At 49.6% G+C, this 17439-nt stretch carries 18 protein-coding genes; 17 read left to right on the top strand and 1 reads right to left on the bottom strand.

Going from position 1 to position 17439, the window contains the following annotated elements; translation table 11 throughout:
- Window positions 1-43 precede the first annotated feature (43 nt).
- From DW949_RS00865 to DW949_RS00800, 14 genes are all read left to right on the top strand, one after another.
- Window positions 44-376, top strand: coding sequence for a septum formation initiator family protein (locus tag DW949_RS00865; protein WP_118021395.1), 333 nt, complete (start codon window positions 44-46; stop codon window positions 374-376).
- A gap of 122 nt (window positions 377-498) precedes the next feature.
- Complete coding sequence (locus tag DW949_RS00860; RefSeq protein ID WP_118021394.1) at window positions 499-936, top strand: S1 domain-containing RNA-binding protein; 438 nt, start codon at window positions 499-501, stop codon at window positions 934-936.
- Between the two features lie 89 nt (window positions 937-1025).
- Window positions 1026-1934, top strand: a complete 909-nt coding sequence (locus tag DW949_RS00855) for a Ppx/GppA family phosphatase (protein ID WP_118021633.1) — start codon at window positions 1026-1028, stop codon at window positions 1932-1934.
- The gene (gene tilS / locus DW949_RS00850; protein WP_118021393.1) at window positions 1931-2950 is read left to right on the top strand and encodes a tRNA lysidine(34) synthetase TilS; all 1020 of its coding nucleotides are present in this window, start codon (window positions 1931-1933) and stop codon (window positions 2948-2950) included. Before DW949_RS00855 ends, tilS begins: the two co-directional genes overlap by 4 nt.
- A gap of 21 nt (window positions 2951-2971) precedes the next feature.
- Entirely contained in the window at window positions 2972-3511 is a 540-nt protein-coding gene (gene hpt / locus DW949_RS00845; protein ID WP_118021392.1) for a hypoxanthine phosphoribosyltransferase, read from the top strand.
- Window positions 3512-3630: 119 nt separating this feature from the next.
- Window positions 3631-5619 carry an ATP-dependent zinc metalloprotease FtsH gene (gene ftsH, locus DW949_RS00840; RefSeq protein WP_118021391.1) on the top strand — a complete coding sequence of 663 codons (1989 nt, stop codon included), beginning with the start codon at window positions 3631-3633 and terminating at the stop codon, window positions 5617-5619.
- A 198-nt stretch (window positions 5620-5817) separates the two neighbouring features.
- Window positions 5818-6789: a biotin--[acetyl-CoA-carboxylase] ligase gene (locus tag DW949_RS00835; protein ID WP_118021390.1), complete on the top strand. Its 972-nt coding sequence runs from the start codon at window positions 5818-5820 to the stop codon at window positions 6787-6789.
- Window positions 6790-6935: 146 nt separating this feature from the next.
- On the top strand, window positions 6936-7700 hold the full coding sequence (locus tag DW949_RS00830; RefSeq protein ID WP_118021389.1) for a type III pantothenate kinase: 765 nt from the start codon (window positions 6936-6938) through the stop codon (window positions 7698-7700).
- On the top strand, window positions 7684-8673 hold the full coding sequence (dusB, locus tag DW949_RS00825) for a tRNA dihydrouridine synthase DusB (RefSeq protein ID WP_118021388.1): 990 nt from the start codon (window positions 7684-7686) through the stop codon (window positions 8671-8673). The genes DW949_RS00830 and dusB overlap by 17 nt, the downstream gene beginning before the upstream one ends.
- A gap of 113 nt (window positions 8674-8786) precedes the next feature.
- Window positions 8787-9275 carry a transcription elongation factor GreA gene (greA, locus tag DW949_RS00820; protein WP_118021387.1) on the top strand — a complete coding sequence of 163 codons (489 nt, stop codon included), beginning with the start codon at window positions 8787-8789 and terminating at the stop codon, window positions 9273-9275.
- Window positions 9276-9299: 24 nt separating this feature from the next.
- A complete protein-coding gene (lysS, locus tag DW949_RS00815; protein WP_118021386.1) occupies window positions 9300-10805 on the top strand; it encodes a lysine--tRNA ligase in 1506 nt (501 codons plus the stop codon).
- A 69-nt stretch (window positions 10806-10874) separates the two neighbouring features.
- Window positions 10875-12113: a hypothetical protein gene (locus tag DW949_RS00810; RefSeq protein WP_147349036.1), complete on the top strand. Its 1239-nt coding sequence runs from the start codon at window positions 10875-10877 to the stop codon at window positions 12111-12113.
- Window positions 12114-12236: 123 nt separating this feature from the next.
- Window positions 12237-12701 carry a BREX-3 system P-loop-containing protein BrxF gene (gene brxF / locus DW949_RS00805; RefSeq protein ID WP_059076717.1) on the top strand — a complete coding sequence of 155 codons (465 nt, stop codon included), beginning with the start codon at window positions 12237-12239 and terminating at the stop codon, window positions 12699-12701.
- A gap of 274 nt (window positions 12702-12975) precedes the next feature.
- Window positions 12976-13806, top strand: coding sequence for an undecaprenyl-diphosphate phosphatase (locus DW949_RS00800; protein ID WP_118021384.1), 831 nt, complete (start codon window positions 12976-12978; stop codon window positions 13804-13806).
- 57 nt (window positions 13807-13863) lie between these two features.
- Here DW949_RS00800 and DW949_RS00795 read toward each other — a convergent pair whose 3' ends face one another.
- Complete coding sequence (locus DW949_RS00795; RefSeq protein WP_118021383.1) at window positions 13864-14331, bottom strand: hypothetical protein; 468 nt, start codon at window positions 14329-14331, stop codon at window positions 13864-13866.
- Between the two features lie 143 nt (window positions 14332-14474).
- Here DW949_RS00795 and DW949_RS00790 point away from each other — a divergent pair, with 143 nt between their 5' ends.
- Genes DW949_RS00790 through feoB form a run of 3 tightly spaced genes read left to right on the top strand, consistent with a single transcriptional unit; the run spans window position 14475 to window position 17376 of the window.
- A complete protein-coding gene (locus tag DW949_RS00790) occupies window positions 14475-15026 on the top strand; it encodes a DUF805 domain-containing protein (RefSeq protein ID WP_118021382.1) in 552 nt (183 codons plus the stop codon).
- A gap of 15 nt (window positions 15027-15041) precedes the next feature.
- Window positions 15042-15260, top strand: coding sequence for a FeoA domain-containing protein (locus DW949_RS00785; protein WP_118021381.1), 219 nt, complete (start codon window positions 15042-15044; stop codon window positions 15258-15260).
- Window positions 15261-15264: 4 nt separating this feature from the next.
- Entirely contained in the window at window positions 15265-17376 is a 2112-nt protein-coding gene (gene feoB, locus DW949_RS00780) for a ferrous iron transport protein B (protein WP_233539443.1), read from the top strand.
- Window positions 17377-17439: the final 63 nt, after the last annotated feature.

The following is a 17439-nucleotide window of genomic DNA, read 5'->3' as shown; positions in this document are numbered from 1 at the left end:
TACTATAGGTTAAAAGGTTTTTAATCTGCAAAGGAGCTGAGACATGACTGTGAAACGTACAGGACGACCGCGCCCATCCGGACAGGGCAGGAGACGGAACGTCCGCCGCAGGCAGAAGGCGGGCTGGTCTTTATACAAACGGATTGTCGTGGCGATTTTGATTTTTGGCGGCCTGTTTCTCGGTTCCAAGATATATGAGCTATGGCAGATTCAGCAGGATATGACGATAACGGTCAATCAGGAACGGGAATTGACTGAAGAAAACCAGAAACTGCATGAAGAAAAAGACCGGCTGTCCTCGCCGGAAGAAATCATGCGGCAGGCGCGGGAGCAGTTCGGACTGGCTAAGCCCGGCGAAATTCCGTACCGCCGGTGACTGTCCGGAAAGGCATCAGGAAAGCAGAATTTCCGATTGAATTTTTTAATGTTTATTAGTATAATGTGTGTAAACGCTATTTGCGACGCGTATCCATAATTAAAGGAGGATGTCTTAACAGCATGGCAATCGAAGTAGGCAGTGTATTGGAAGGAACCGTTACAGGAATAACTAAGTTCGGTGCATTCGTCGAACTGCCGGATAAAAAAATTGGTCTCGTCCATATTTCCGAAGTAGCAAATGAATATGTAAAGGATGTTCATGATTTCCTGAAGGTTCAGGATAAGGTACATGTCAAAGTTTTATCCATTGATGAAAAAGGAAAAATCGGCCTGTCCATCAAACGGACACAGCCGGCTCCGGAAAAGAAAGAATTTCATCCCAAGCGGGAATTTCACCATCACAATAATGGGTTTGACATGAACCGCCGCGCTCCCCAGTCCCTGTCCTTTGAAGACCGGCTGAGCAGATTCTTGAAAGAAAGTGACGAACGGTTAATGGATCTGAAACGTAATACGGAATCGAAACGCGGTGGCCGCGGTGCCCGGCATGCCGATTAATTCCGTATCCACCAGGGTATGAAAGGAAAAGAGTATTCCGACAGGGAATGCTCTTTTTGTTTCTTCCTGTCATGGGAAAAGGAGCAGTTATGGAACAAGATGTATATGCCGTCGTTGATATCGGTTCCAATTCTCTCCGCTTCATGCGGGGAAAACGGGACCGGGACGGACAGTGGCATTTTTCAAAAAAAGAATTGGCTACGACCCGGCTGGGAAAAGACGTATCCCGGACGGGACATTTATCCAGAGAAGGAATAGAGGCGTCTCTGGAAGCGATGCAGCAGTGGAACGATATGTACCCGGATCTGTGTGTATGTGCCGTAGCGACGAGTGCCGTACGGGAAGCGTCGGACGGACAGGCTTTTCTGGCGGAAGTACGGGCCCGGTTTGGCTGGCACTGCCGCATCCTCAGCGGACTGGAAGAAGCATCGTTCAGTTACCGCGGGGCGGCAGGCGCTGCATTGCCCGGTATGATTGTGGCAGTCCTCGATATAGGAGGCGGCAGCAGTGAAATGGCGCTGGGAAAAGAGGGCAGAAGCCTCTGGTCTCATAGTTATCCCATGGGGGCCGTGCGGTTTTGTCATGATGTGACGACGGCATCGGCCTGTGATGCACTGGAAAGGCGCTGTCTCAATCAGTGGCTTTCCATACCGGCTGTTCCGGACCGGCTGCTGGGCGTAGGCGGAACGCTCACGTCACTGGCGGCCATGGAACTGGGGCTGGATCCCTACGATCCGGACCGGGTAGAAGGTACGGTCATTTCCCGGGCCTGTCTGTCGGACTGGATCGACCGGCTGGAACAGATGACTCCTGAGGAACGGCGTCATATAAAAGGACTGCAGCCGCGGCGAAGCGATATCATCCTTCCCGGTCTGCTCATTGCCCGGTCGTGCCTCAGCCATTATGGTATTCCGGAAATCCAGATCAGTGAAAAAGATCTCCTGGAAGGAATTTTTTACAGCCAGGCGTTCCAGGATGCAGCCTGGCGGAACCGATGAAGACCTGTGCCGGCCGTCTGCTGGATAAGGTGGCAGCCTTCTGCCGGCAGGAAAAGTTGATCCACCCCGGTGACCATTTGCTCATTGCCTGTTCAGGCGGACCAGATTCGCTGACACTGCTGGACATACTGGCATCGCTGCGTCATGCATGGAATCTTACCCTGACCGTTTGCTATGTCCATCACGGTATCCGCCCGTCGGCAGACGATGAAGTCGGGATAGTGCGGAAAGCCGCCGAAGAACGGGACTGCGGCTTTATGTGGGATTTCGCCGATGTGCCCCGTATCGCCGCCGGGACTCATCAGAGCCTGGAGACGGCCGGCAGGAATGAACGGTACCGCATCCTGCGTCAGTGCGCGGGCCGGTGTCATGCTTCAGCTATTGCCGTAGCCCATCAGCAGAACGATCAGGCGGAAACGGTACTTCAGCATCTGCTGCGCGGCAGCGGCCTCCGGGGACTGGGCGGGATACGGCCTAAGAACGGTGATATCATACGGCCTCTCCTGGCCTTGACACGGCGGGATATAGAAGATTATATTAAGGAACGGGGACTGGTTCCCTGCGAAGATGAAACCAACCAGAGCAGGGACTACGGACGGAACCGCATCCGGCTGGAACTGATACCGCAGCTGGAGGCATACAATCCGGCTGTCATAGCCGACTTGAACCGGCTGGCCGTGCTGGCCGGAGCCGATGAGGATTTTCTTGCCAGCCAGACAGAGCAGCTGGCCTCTTCCCTGGTGAAGGAAGACCAGGATGGCGTAAGTATCGGAAAAAGAGCCCTGCTGTCACAGCCACTGGCCTTGCAACGCCGGCTGATACGGTATTTGTTTTCCTGTGTGCGGCAGAGCTGTCATGATGTGCCATTCCATTTTACGGAGGCTGTCCGGCAGCTGGCTGCCAAGGGTGCCGGTCATTGTTTTGAGGGACTGGGTCTCTGTGTATATACGACAAAAGAACGTCTGTGTTTTACCCGTGCTGCCCGGGGGGAATTTAAGAAACGGCAGCGTCATTGATTCGCATTCAGGAGGAAAATCATGCATAATGATGTAAAAGAAATTTTATTTACAGAAGAACAAATCAAGGCCCGCGTACGCGAACTGGGCGCACAGATAACGAAAGATTATGAAGGGAAAACAATACTCCTTTGTGGCATTTTAAAGGGCGCCGTCACGTTCTTTACCGATCTGGCACGCTGTATCGATGGCCCTGTCGAATTCGATTTCATGGTTTGCTCCAGTTATGGTGCTTCGACGACGTCTTCGGGGTTCGTCAAGATCCGTAAAGATCTGGACAGTGATGTCAAAGGCCGTGATATCCTGATTATCGAAGATATCATCGATACAGGCGTTACGCTCAGCAAGTTGAAGCCCCTCCTCCTGGAACGGGGTGCTGGTTCTGTCAGGATTGCGACGCTTCTTAGCAAGCCATCGCGCCGCAAAGTAGATATCCCTGTCGATTACAACGGGTTTGAAATCCCCGACGCGTTCGTCGTCGGATATGGCCTGGACTATAACAGCCGTTACCGCAATCTGCCATATATTGGCGTATTGAAAGAAGAAGTGTACAGTCATTAAAAAATGTTGTTGCTTTCCTTAAAGTGTGATAATATAAGAATATATTTGGTTACTTCTCTCTCCTTACGGCAGGGATGAACCTGTATATTCATAAAAACGTGCGCGAAAGGAGCAGTATTTTGAGTAAATTTGTACGGAATGTAAGCCTTTACTTACTTATTATTATCGTTGCCGTCTCCATCATAGATGCTTTTACGACTAATAAGTCAGACAAGTCCGAAATCACGTATACGAATTTCATGAATCAGGTCCAGCAGAAGAAAGTAGACGCTGTACAGATCACGGATGATCATGCCATCGTCGGCCAGCTGAAAGATGGTACGTCTTTTACATCCTATGCACCGACTGATTCGGCCTTGCTGCCGGCACTTCGTGATGCCGATGTCAATATCATTGCCAAACCGCCTGAACAGCCTTCGTGGTGGATGAGCATGCTCAGCAATGTGCTGCCTATCCTGATCCTGATCGGTGTATGGTTCTTTATCATGCAGCAGACCCAGGGCGGCGGCGGCCGGGTCATGAATTTCGGGAAAAGCCATGCCAAAATGCATGGGGAAGGAAAAATCAAGGTTTCGTTCAAGGATGTTGCCGGTGAAGATGAAGCCAAGGAAGAATTGTCAGAAATCGTAGAATTCCTGCGCAATCCCAGCAAATATAACAATATCGGAGCTAAAATCCCGAAAGGCGTCCTTCTGTTTGGCCCTCCGGGGACAGGTAAGACATTGCTTGCCCGGGCTGTGGCCGGGGAAGCAGGCGTACCGTTTTTCAGTATCAGTGGCTCGGACTTTGTCGAAATGTTCGTCGGTGTCGGTGCGTCCCGTGTGCGTGATTTGTTTTCCCAGGCTAAAAAAAATGCTCCCTGCATCGTGTTCATTGATGAAATCGATGCCGTAGGCCGCCAGCGTGGCGCCGGTCTTGGCGGGGGACATGATGAACGGGAACAGACACTGAACCAGCTGCTGGTCGAAATGGATGGGTTCGGCGCCAATGAAGGGATTATCACCATTGCGGCGACGAACCGTCCGGATATCCTCGACCCGGCCCTGCTCCGTCCGGGCCGGTTTGACCGTCAGATTACCGTAGACCGTCCGGACCTCAGAGGACGGATTGCCATCCTGAAAGTACATGCCAAAGGAAAACCGTTGGGCAAAGACGTCGATCTGGAAACGATTGCCAAGAAAACGCCGGGATTCACCGGTGCCGATTTGGGCAACCTGCTCAATGAAGCGGCTCTCCTGGCTGCCCGTCAGGATAAAAAAGTCATTAATATGCCGGAACTGGAAGAAGCCAGTGAAAAAGTATGCTTCGGTCCGGAACGGCGCAGTCATGTCATCAGCGAAAAAGAAAAACGCCTTACAGCTGTACATGAATCGGGACATGCTCTGATTGCGTACCTGCTGCCTGATGCCGATCCGGTTCATAAGGTTACGATCATTCCCCGTGGCCGGGCTGGCGGATATACGATGATGCTTCCGGAAGAAGACCGGTCCTATGAAACGAAGTCGTACTATCTGGCTCAGATCCGCGTCGCCCTGGGCGGCCGTGCAGCGGAACAGATTGTGTTTAATGAAATCAGCAGCGGTGCATCTGGCGACCTCCAGAGCGTTACCCGTATTGTCCGGCAGATGATTACCCGCCTGGGAATGAGCAGTAAACTCGGCCCCATGGTATTCGGGGAACAGCAGGAACAGGTCTTCCTGGGTAAGAATCTCGGACATGAACGCAATTACGGTGAACGCGTAGCGGAACTGATCGACAAGGAAATGCATGATATTGTCTCTGAAGCCTATGCCGATACACTCCGGATCCTGCGGGAACATCTCGATGCCCTGAAGAGCATGGCAAATGCGCTGATGGAAGTCGAAACCATCAATAGTGTCCAGGTGAAGAATCTCGTCGAATATGGTACGCTTGATGCACCTCAGACGGAAGCAGATACGGCAGAGTCAGAGAAGGAACAGGGAACAGGAAGTGAAACGCAGGCATCTGGTACGGATAAACCGGTAAACCTGCCAGGCTCCGGGACGGAAGACAAGACGACAGAACCATCTTCCGGAACAGCTGAAGTCAGTCCCTGGGGAAATACACTGAATAAAAAAGATGAATAAGTCAGATAAAACTGCAGCTTTGGCTGCAGTTTTATTTTTAGAGTCAATAATGCAGTTTGTTTATTGACATATCTAAAAGTTTTATCAATTACGCAAATTTATAGTATTGACAGCAAAAACTATTATGCTACAATTGCAGTAGGAAATAAAACAGTGTTATATTCCCGCTGTATTGGACAGTGGAAAGGAGGAACGAATTTGAGACAGGATATCTTGGATTATTTACTGGAACATAAAGGCGAATTTGTATCGGGACAAAAAATTTCCGATATGTTCGGTATATCGCGTACGGCTGTCTGGAAGCATATCCGCGTCCTGAAACAGCGTGGATATGTCATCGAATCGTTTACGAAAAAAGGATACTGCCTGAAAGAAGCACCGGAACTGCTGCACCCTGATGCTGTCACGCATGCCTTGCCGACCAAAGTTATTGGCCAGAATCTGATTTATTATGAAAAAACAGATTCAACCAACACACTGGCTAAAAAGCTAGCCAATGAAGGAGCCAAAGAAGGTACCGTCGTGGTGGCAGAAGAACAGAGCGGCGGCCGGGGCCGGCTGAATCGTTCCTTTTTATCGCCTTTTGCCCAGGGGTTATGGTTTTCCCTTATCCTGCGTCCCCCTTTCCTGCCTATGGAAGTATCGAAGATGACCCTTCTCGCTGCCGTGGCTATTACCCATGCCCTGCGCCAGCAGGGGCTGGAATGCGGAATCAAGTGGCCTAACGATATACTGGTACATGATAAAAAAATCGTCGGTATCCTGACAGAGCTCAATGCTTCTATGGAAAAAATCAATTATTTGATCATGGGCATCGGGATTAATACGGGAATTACAAAGAAAATGCTGCCCCGGGACCTGAAAAAAACAGTCACGAGTTTTGCCATGGAAAATGTGCCTGTAAACAGGACACAGCTGTTACGGGATATTTTCTGTGACCTGGAACACTACTATTTTGAAGCGGAAAAGGAAGGGTTCTCTCCCATACTGGAAGAATGGAAGAAACTGTCCTGCATGCTGGGCAAAGACGTGGAAGTTGCCATGCCGGACCGTACGTTTTCCGGTACGGCCGTTGACCTGGATGAAAGCGGAAATCTGCTGGTGCGGACCGATTCGGGAATTGAACGGGTACTGGCAGGGGATGTCCGGGTCCGTCCCATTCAGTCGTAAACGCAAGTTTTCACAATTTTTATAGCACCCGCTCTGTCTTTTTATGGTAAACTCTGTTATCATATAGGAAGTGTGATACAGTGACAGAGGCGGTTGTGTCATCTGCCGTCTGTTGTATCGAATCGAATACAGAGGTGGATAAAACCATGTTATTAGTAATTGATGTAGGAAATACCAATATTGTACTCGGGATTTTTGATGGCAAGACCCTGTTGGATCATTGGCGGATTTCGACGGACCGTCTGCGGACGACCGATGAATACGGTGTACTCGTCCGGAATCTGTTTTATTTAAATCATGCCAATTCGGAAGAAATCGATGCAATCATCATTTCTTCTGTCGTGCCATCGGTTATGCCAACGCTGGAACGGATGTGCCAGCGTTATTTTGGCATTGCCCCGCTTATCATCGGCCCTGGTATCCGGACTGGCATGGATATAAAATACGACAATCCCCGCGAAGTGGGGGCAGACCGTATCGTCAATGCTGTCGCTGCATACGAATTATACGGAGGCCCTGTCATTATCATTGATTTTGGCACGGCGACAACGTTCTGCGCCGTCGATAAGAAAGGGGACTATCTGGGCGGATCCATTTGTCCAGGCATCGGTATTTCGACGGATGCTCTCGTACAGCGCACTGCCCTGCTGCCCCGTATTGAAGTGCGGCGTACGGACCGGGTTATCTGCCGCAATACGGTAGAAAGTATGCAGGCAGGTGTATATTATGGATTCGTGGGCCAGGTAGATGGCATTGTATCACGGATGCGCCGGGAACTGGGAACCAATGCCCGCGTCGTTGCCACGGGCGGACTGGCTGTCATCATCGCTCCGGCGACGAAATCCATCGATCTGGTCGAACCGATGCTTACTCTGGAAGGATTGAGAATTATTTATGAACGCAACCGCTAAGCCGTTTCATATCGGTACCGTGCGGCTTTCTGCGCCTCTGATACTGGCTCCTATGGCCGGAGTCTGTGATTTACCGTACCGCGTCATTGCTCACCGCTATGGCGCGGCTTTGGTTTGTACGGAAATGGTCAGTGACAAGGGGCTGCTTTATAACAATGTACATACCCGGGAGATGCTGCGCATAGCACCGGAAGAACATCCTGTATCCATGCAGATTTTTGGAGCGGACCCGTACACGATGGCAAAGGCAGCAGCTTCTGTTGAAGAAGCCGGTGCCGATATCGTCGATATCAATATGGGATGCCCTGTGAAAAAAGTCGTGACGAATGGCGAAGGGTCGGCCCTTATGAGGGACCTGCCCCGGGCCGAAGCAATCATCCGCGCCGTCGTCCGGGCCGTATCCATTCCCGTTACGGTCAAGATGCGTACGGGATGGAATGAAACCGAGTTCACGGCTCCGGAACTGGCAAAACGGGCTGAAGCGGCAGGCGCGGCGGCTGTTACGGTACACGGCAGGACGAGAGAGCAGTTTTACAGCGGAAAGGCGGATCTTGCCAAAATTGCCGCTGTCGTCCGGGCTGTCTCTATCCCCGTCATTGGCAACGGTGATATTACCGATGGACCGTCGGCGGCGCAGATGTTTGCTAAAACGGGATGTCAGGCTATCATGGTAGGAAGGGGAGCGCAGGGGAACCCTTGGATTTTCCCTCAGATACAGGCGTATCTGGATACGGGGACGATACTCCCGCCGCCATCCCCGGCACAACGATACCGGCAGATGCTGGAGCACTTCCAATCTCTGAGAGCCTATAAGGGCGATTATACGGCGCTGCGGGAAATGCGTTCCCACGCAGCCTGGTATACGAAGGGCCTGTACGGGTCGGCTGCCGTACGGGAACGACTGAACAGGGCGGAAAGTACCGATGCGTTTGAATCCCTGATCCGGACGCTTCTGGAACGGGAAGAACATTGACACCAGACGCGTATATGCATATAATTAAAGTTACGGTAAAAATAACAGATAGACAGGAATCTTTTTTGTGTATCTGTTTGTAAATTAAGTATCCAATACAAAGGAGTAATAACATGGCTAACGAAACGCTGATTACCCAGGAAGGTCTGCAGAAATTAAAAGATGAATTAAATGAATTAAAATCTGTCCGCCGTATCAAGGTATCGAAACGTATCCAGGAAGCTATCGCACTGGGCGATTTGAGCGAAAACTCGGAATATGATGATGCTAAAAACGAACAGGCCCTGGTAGAAGGGCATATTGCTGAATTGGAAGCAAAAATCCGGACAGCAAAAATTATTGAAGAAACGGATGACAGCAGCGCTAAAGTTCGCCTGGGCTCCAAGGTTATCCTGGAAGATGTAGAAACAGGAGACCGCTTTGATTATACCGTAGTCGGTACAGCCGAAGCAGATCCTTTCAATAATAGAATTTCCAATGAATCCCCGGTAGGTTCGGCTATTCTGGGACAGCGGATCAGTGCATCCAATCCGGCTGTTGTTACCGTCAAAGCGCCGGCAGGTGAATTAAAATATCGGATTTTACCACCCGATGCGGAATAAACAACTTAGGAGGAACCAATAATTATGGCTGATACGAAACAGAATACAGCACCTGTGGAAGAAGAAAAGTTAAATGACCAGATGAAGGTCCGCCGTGAAAAAATGCAGCAGTTTATCGATGCAGGCATTTATCCCTTCGGACAGAAATATAACTGGGATCATCATGCCCAGGATGTGAAAGACCAGGCAGAACAGCTGGAAAAAGATCAGACCTTTGTCAGTGTTGCCGGACGCCTGATGGCGATCCGCCGCCATGGCAAGACCGCTTTCTGCGTGCTTCGCGACATTACCGGTGAAATCCAGCTCTATTTCCGCAAAGACGTTCTGGGAGAACAATCATATGATTTGTTCAAATTGCTGGACATCGGGGACATTGTCGGTGTAGAAGGCCCTGTCTTTACGACTCATACAGGGGAAACGACGATCCGTGTCGAAAAATGGACACTCCTTTCCAAATCCCTGCGGCCGCTGCCGGAAAAATTCCATGGCCTGACCGATAAAGAAACGCGGTACCGTCAGCGCTATCTGGACCTGATTGTCAATCCGGAAGTCAAGGACACATTCATCAAACGGTCCAAAATTATAAAGGGAATCCGCAAGTATCTCGACGACCGTCATTTCCTGGAAGTCGAAACGCCGATGCTGCATACCATTGCCGGCGGTGCGGCAGCCCGTCCGTTCAAGACGCATCATAACGCGCTCGATATGGATATTTACCTGCGCATTGCTCCGGAACTGCACCTGAAACGGCTCCTCGTCGGCGGCCTGGAACGGGTATATGAAATGAACCGCTGCTTCCGCAATGAAGGAATCGATACCCGTCACAATCCGGAATTCACGACTGTCGAACTGTATCAGGCCTATGGTGACCTGGAAGATGTCATCTTCATTACGGAAGATATGGTTTCCAAACTGGCACAGATGCTCTATGGTACGATGAAACTGACGTATATTGATAAAGAAATCGATCTGACTCCTCCCTGGGACCGTATGACCATGATTGAAGCCGTCAAGAAATACAGTGGTGCTGATTTTGAAGGAGTTACAGATATCGAAACGGCCCGTAAGATGGCCGATGAACATCACGTCGAATACGGCCAGTATGATGGTGTCGGCAAAATTATCAACGCCTTCTTCGAAGCATTTGTAGAAGAAAACCTGATTCAGCCGACAATTATTACCGGTCATCCGCTGGAAATTTCTCCTCTGACAAAACAGGACCGCGAAAACCCGCTCCTGACATACCGCTTTGAAGGGTTTATTTATGGCCGGGAACTGGCAAATGGCTTTTCTGAATTGAATGATCCTATTGACCAGCGGAACCGCTTCATCGAACAGATGAAGGAACGGGAACGGGGCGATGATGAAGCTCATCAGATGGATGAAGATTACTGCCGGGCTCTGGAATATGGTCTGCCGCCGACAGGTGGTCTGGGTATCGGGATTGACCGTCTCGTCATGTTCCTGACGAACAGTCCTTCTATCCGCGATGTCCTCTTGTTCCCCCTGAGCCGTCCGGAACAGAAATAATTCTGAAAACACCCTTTGAACTTATATCGAAGGGTGTTTTTACTATCTCCCGTTTTGAAAGGAGGGAGCATGATGAAATACTCGTTGCGTGTCCTGACGGCCGTTCTGTGTCTGGGACTGGCCGTATCATCACCAGCCCTGGCAGATGTGCCGGTACGGGAAGTATCCCTGTCAGGAGAGGCCCCCTTATTCGTTCCTGATGCAGCGTCGGTACAGCAGGCAGAACCGCTGAAAAACAAAGAACAGAGCCAGAAGAAACAGACAGACCGCAGAGAGCAGCCTTCAGGCCGGATATCAGACCAGCAGGGGACGGCCGGGGAGTCTGATGGGAACCATGATATACTGGTAGTGGATGAGGTTACACAGAACCGGCCCCTCAGTGAAGCCGATTTTACCTTTAACGGCCTCCATGCCGGCGATTCTCTGCAAAAAGTGAAACGTATTTTTGGCAGCCCTACAAAGTATGCCCAGAGTGCCCATTATACGGAACTGAAATATAACCGTAAGGATCTGGACATGACGATCCGCCTGCGCAATGATACGCCGCAGATTTTGAAAGAAGCGACCACAGGCCGGAAAGCAGTCCATCCCGGTGTCGATTCCGTTACCCTGGCCATGGGGCCTGATGTCTATATCGGACCGGGAATTCATCTGGGTCATCCGGCAGAGCTTCTGGTCCGCAAATACGGGCGTCCCCTGCAGGTGCTGCGTGATGCCGATGCTAACGTATATTATTTCGTGTATGAAAACCCGGGCAGGGATCATGTCCTGGTATTTGCCATCGGGGAGCGCAAAGTGGCCCGTGTGGCGCTGCTGCCACCACGCCCGCCTTATATTGAAGGGCGCCCTTTAGAAACGATTGGCGGCTGGACTCCGAGGGATTTTACCCTTGTAGGATATGGCGTCAATGAACCATTTATAGCCAATAAATATAACATGTGGACCAATCTGGTCAAACGCAGCGGGGATAAATTCTGGTTATACGGCACGTATGGCGTCGAGGTAGACCGGCACAATACGGTGAAAAAAGTATTCCTCCTTACAAACAGCAGTTATACTGGCCGCGGGGCTACACTGGGATACCGTCTTTCGACTATATTTTCTCTCTATGGCGAGCCCAGCCGCATAGAACGGGGACCGGCGGGGGAAAATTTTGTCGATGCCTATTATTATGATAGTCCGTTCCAGAAAGGCGTTTCTCTCGTTTTTATCAGCAAACACCAGACGGATTACGTAGATGATGTTCTGCTCATCAGTGAGCCCATCAAAAACATCCAGGATCCCATGGAACGCTATGGCCTGAAGTAGAAAACACTTCATGTTACAGGCCATTTCTAAACTTAATAAAATAAATAGGAAAAATGCTTTACTTACATGGCCTGCATCCAGTATAATAAATATAAATAATAATTGCAGATGAAGGTGATATCCATGGTTACAGATGCAGATGTTTTGAAACGGTGGAAGTACATTGCACAGGAAGAAGAAAAACTTCTCATCATTATCGGTGGACCCGGTTCAGGCAAGAGCAAACTGATTCGTGAACTGACCTTCCAGGACGGCTGGAAGATTTGCGAAGCCAAAGACCTTTTTGATGATGAATTTCTTGAAATCCCCCGTGCAGACCGGCCGGAAAAAGCGATTTCCCTTATTTCCGAAGCCATCCACAGATTAAATGCCCGTGTTGTGATGATCGATAATGTCGGGTTCTTGTTTGCGCCGATTTTAAATCTGAATCCTATTGAAATGCTGAAAAAATTGAGCCGTGAATGCCCGATTATCGTCAGCTGGCGCGGTCATCTTGAAGGAAACACGCTGTATTTCGAACACAAAGGTGATCCGAAGTACGCTAAGTTTACGATTGAAGACCCGAATCACGTCATGAGTCTTGATTAAAGAGAAACGGTAGAATATCCGTCCGTGTTTACATGGAGTAAAATCATTATGCCGTAACTCCGTATATGAGCATAAGGCAGCAGGAGCTGCAACAGAATGAAACCAGTTCGTTTTGTTGCAGCTCCTCTTATGTTTATGAGGAAGCCTTTTTGTTTAGGAGATGTTTAAGGATTTCTCTATCTTTCTTTAAGGGTGTGTGATATAATTTCTTCTATGCGTGTGAAAGGTTTTGTTTTCTGACCACTCATGGATTTATGACAAAGGAGTTATATCAATGAACGATTATATGATTGCCGTCATACTCGGTATTGTCGAAGGCTTTACAGAATATCTGCCCGTATCTTCTACGGGACATATGATTCTCGTCGGTGACTGGCTGGGATTTGACGGACCGAGGGCCAGTGTCTTTGAAGTCTTTATCCAGCTCGGCGCCATTCTTTCTGTGCTCATTATCTACAAGGAAAAGTTTATCCGTATGCTGTACCAGTATCGCTGCTGGAATTTATTCCGCCGGGAAAACTGGTTCCGTACCGATACAGGACTGACGCTGGCTCACGTAGCGGCCGGCATTGTCCCCGTTATGGGAATCGGCTACCTGGCCCATCATGCCATCAAGACGTACCTTTTTTCGGCAGGAACGGTCATCATCGGCCTTATTATCGGCGGTCTGTTCATGCTGGCTGCAGAAAAAGCTCATATGCAGGTGCGATGCAAGGATGTGGAAAAGATGACCATTGTCCAGGCCTTCCTTGTCGGGGCATTTCAGATGCTGGCCCTCTGGCCGGGCTTTTCCCGTTCTGGTTCGACCATTGCCGGCGGCCTGTTTCTGGGCATGAGCCGGAAGGCGGCAGCTGATTTTTCGTTCATCATCGCTGTTCCGGTCATGATTGTGGCCTGCTTTTATGATTTACTGAAGAGTTTGTCCTATCTTAGCAGTAATGACCTGATTATGATTGCCATCGGCTTTGTGACAGCCTTCATCGTGGCATATGTATCGGTCCTGTGGTTCCTGAAATTCCTGAATAAATCGACACTGGCATCGTTTGCATACTACCGCTTTGTCGTAGCACTGGTGTCCTTCCTTCATTTCTTTGTGCTGAACTGATAAATAGAGATGACAAATACCGGATCCGTCCTTTCTAGGGATGAATCCGGTATTTTTTTACGGGTGATTTGCCAGCTGTTTCGTAAAATCAGTCATAATATCCGTAATATACGGACGGGGATCTATGCTTTCAGGAATATCGCGGATGATATTTTCCAGAAGAGTGCGCAGCATGATATTGACCCCCTGGGCATAGACGTAGTAGTAATAGCGCAGATGATCGCTGCCTTTCAGGATGAGCGGTGCCAGTTCATCATTTGCGGCAAAGGCGGCATCATAAAAATCGAGGATATTGTCCTTGAGCAGGTCCATGTCTATTTCCTGCTTTTCATATCCCTGGGTAAGGTCTTCCCCCGTCTTTGCGAGCAGTTCAGGCAGCTTTGACAGTTTTTCCGGCGCCGGTATCTGTTCTTCTTCCATGAGATGCAGGACCGTATGAAGGGAAGAGACAATGGATTCACAGAAAAAATTAAAAGTGAAGTAGCCATCAGAACCGGTTAAATTTGTTATCATATGATTGTCCATAGAGGTTCTCCTTTCGCGTTGTTGCTATATTATAACATATATTTGTGGAAAATATTTGAGTGCAGGCACAGAATATGATACCATTTAGAGGAAAACAGCTATGATCAGTTGAAGTATAAGAGGATTATACAGGAGGTATACACATGTCCCGCAAGAAATTAAAATTAGAAAAGCGGTCCCGCCAGTCGGCACGCATCCATAAAGGACTGGAAATGCCTGTTGGCATGGGGTCGGAAGACAGCATTCTGGGATTCCGCAATGGGAAAGAGCTGAAGGAAAAATATTTTGCCTTTCACGGACGTATTGCCCGCCGCCCTTTCATCATGCGGACGCTGCTGCTTATTGTGGCCCAGTTTATGTTTACATTCATTCTTTACAGTAAGATTGTAGAATCTATTATCATCCATCGCAGTGATTTTGCCTGGGGATTTGGCATCCTGCTCATCGTACTGACGATTCCGACAGTCTGGTCCCAGCTGTCCCTGGGATGGCGCCGCTGCCATGATATGAATAAAGGGGGAGCCCTGTTCATCATTCCCTATCTTTGTTATTTAGGCAGTTATGTGGCTCCTATTCTGGCTCTCGATACAGTCGGGACAGCTGTCCAATCTATTACAGCCGTTTGTTTTCTGGCCTTTTTTACCGTACGGGGTACAGAAGGCGACAATGCGTATGGCCCGGAACGGTCCCGGTAAGGGGGAAATAGTAGTATGACATTAGATCAGGGAGTGGCAGGACACACCTATATTGTAGAAAAGCTGGACCTGGCACCGAGAATCGAAAAGCGTTTGCAGGCGCTGGGCATGATAGCCAGTACACCCGTCGATGTCCTGAATAATAAAAACGGCGGTACCATGATCATCAAGGTGCGCAATACTCGTCTGGCTATTGGAAGGGGCATTTCGTCCCGCATTGTAGTAAGGAGCTGACACTATGCTGGGATTAGAAAAAAAAGAACGGGAAAAACATATCCCCCAGGGAATGGAACACACCGGTGCAGAGCCGACGGAAGGGATGACTGTCGCTTTCATCGGCAATCCGAACTGTGGGAAGACGACACTGTTCAATGCCTATACCGGGGCCAATCTGAAAGTGGCGAACTGGCCGGGTGTCACCGTCGAAAAAGTAGAAGGGGCCATTGATTCCCACGGTGTCCATATCCACCTCGTCGATCTGCCCGGAACGTACAGCCTGACTTCCTATACCATGGAAGAACAAGTATCGCGGAACTTTATCCTGAGTGATGACGTCGATGTCATTATCGATGTCGTCGATGCGTCGGCACTGGAACGGAATCTGTATCTGACATTACAGCTTCTCGAACTGGGACGGCCTGTCGTAGTGGCCCTGAACATGATGGATATCGTTGAAAAACGGGGCATGGAAATCGACCTGCACCGTCTGCCGGAAATGCTTGGCGTACCGGTCATTCCCGTTTCCGCGTTGAAGCGCAGAGGTCTCAGCGTCCTGCTTCACGCAGCTATCCATCATAAAGACCACGTGCATCCCGACCGGCTCATCCACAATCATTCCGATGTGACACATCATAGACACAACCATCATCAGGATTTTGCCATGGTCTATAGTGATGAACTGGAAGATAAAATCGACCAGCTGCAGAACATGCTGAAAAAAACGTATCCGGACCTGTTTAATTACCGCTGGCATGCACTGAAACTGCTGGAACAGGATCCGGAAATTACAAAAAAATTCCCTCTTGAGGGAATGGAACGGGTCGTAGACCGCAGCTACGAAACGGATATCATTAATCAGAAATACAGTTTTATTGAAGAAATCATCCAGGAAGTTGTCGTCAATCAGGCAAAACGGGCAGCCGCGACGGATTATGCTGACCACATCCTGACAAACCGCTGGCTCAGTATCCCTATTTTTCTCCTCGTCATGGGCGTCGTCTTTTTCCTTACCTTTTTTATCGGAGATATGCTGCGGGATTATTTCGAGTCGGCTATTGATGTATTGTCGGCCTATGCGACGGACGGACTGTCGTCTCTCGGGGCAGATGAGATGCTCATCTCTCTTGTATGTGACGGTATCATTGCCGGTGTGGGCGGCATCCTGACATTTCTGCCTAATATCTGTATTTTGTTCGTTACCCTGGCAGTCCTTGAAGATAGCGGATATATGTCGCGGGTAGCGTTCATCATGAATGACATCATGAATCATCTGGGGCTTTCAGGCCGTGCGTTTATTCCCATGATTCTGGGATTCGGCTGCAGTGTGCCGGCTATCATGGCATCACGGGCACTGGAAAATAAGACCGACCGCTATCGCACGATGCTGGTGACGCCGTTCATGTCCTGCAGTGCCCGTCTTCCTATTTATATTTTATTTTCCGGCATGTTCTTCCCGGAACACGCCATGGTAGTCGCTTATTCGATGTATCTTATCGGCATTGTGGTAGCGCTTGTCTGTCTGTTGCTGCTGAATCTGTTCCACCGGCAGGAAACAGATAATGCCCTGCTCATTGAACTGCCGGAATACAAACGTCCCAGCAGCCGCACCGTGCTGATATCTGTAAAGGAAAAGGTCAAGGATTATCTGAGCCGTGCCGGCACGATTATTTTTGCCGCCTCGATTCTCATGTGGTTCATCCTCAATTTCGGGCCTTCCGGTTATGGAGACATGGCCGACAGCTTCGGGGCAATCCTCGGTCGGGGACTGGTACCCTTTTTTGCACCTATCGGTCTGGGGTACTGGCAGATTTCCCTGGCCCTTCTTGCCGGTATTTCAGCCAAGGAAGTCGTCGTTTCCAGTTTTGCCGTACTCTTCGACGGGGTCAATATCAATTCTACGGCTGCACTGGCTAATCTGGCAGCCAGCATGGGGCAGATGGGATTTACAGAACTCAACGCATACTGCATGATGCTGTTTTCCCTGCTCTATATTCCCTGCGCCGCGACGATTGCTACGATCCATGCGGAATCGCACAGCTGGAAATGGACGGCACTTTCTGTCGTATTCCAGATTGCCGTAGCCTGGGTACTGACTTTCATTGTCTACCAGACAGGAAGCCATCTGCTTTGATTTACAAGGAAGCGTAAACCCTGTATAATAGGTGCGGATATATTCACGTGTAAGGAGACAGGT

It is taken from the genome of Megasphaera sp. AM44-1BH, assembly GCF_003467125.1.
Classification (GTDB): Bacteria; Bacillota; Negativicutes; order Veillonellales; family Megasphaeraceae; genus Megasphaera.
Note: the sequence above shows the minus strand (reverse complement) of the source record. Positions and strands in the feature narration are given on the sequence as shown.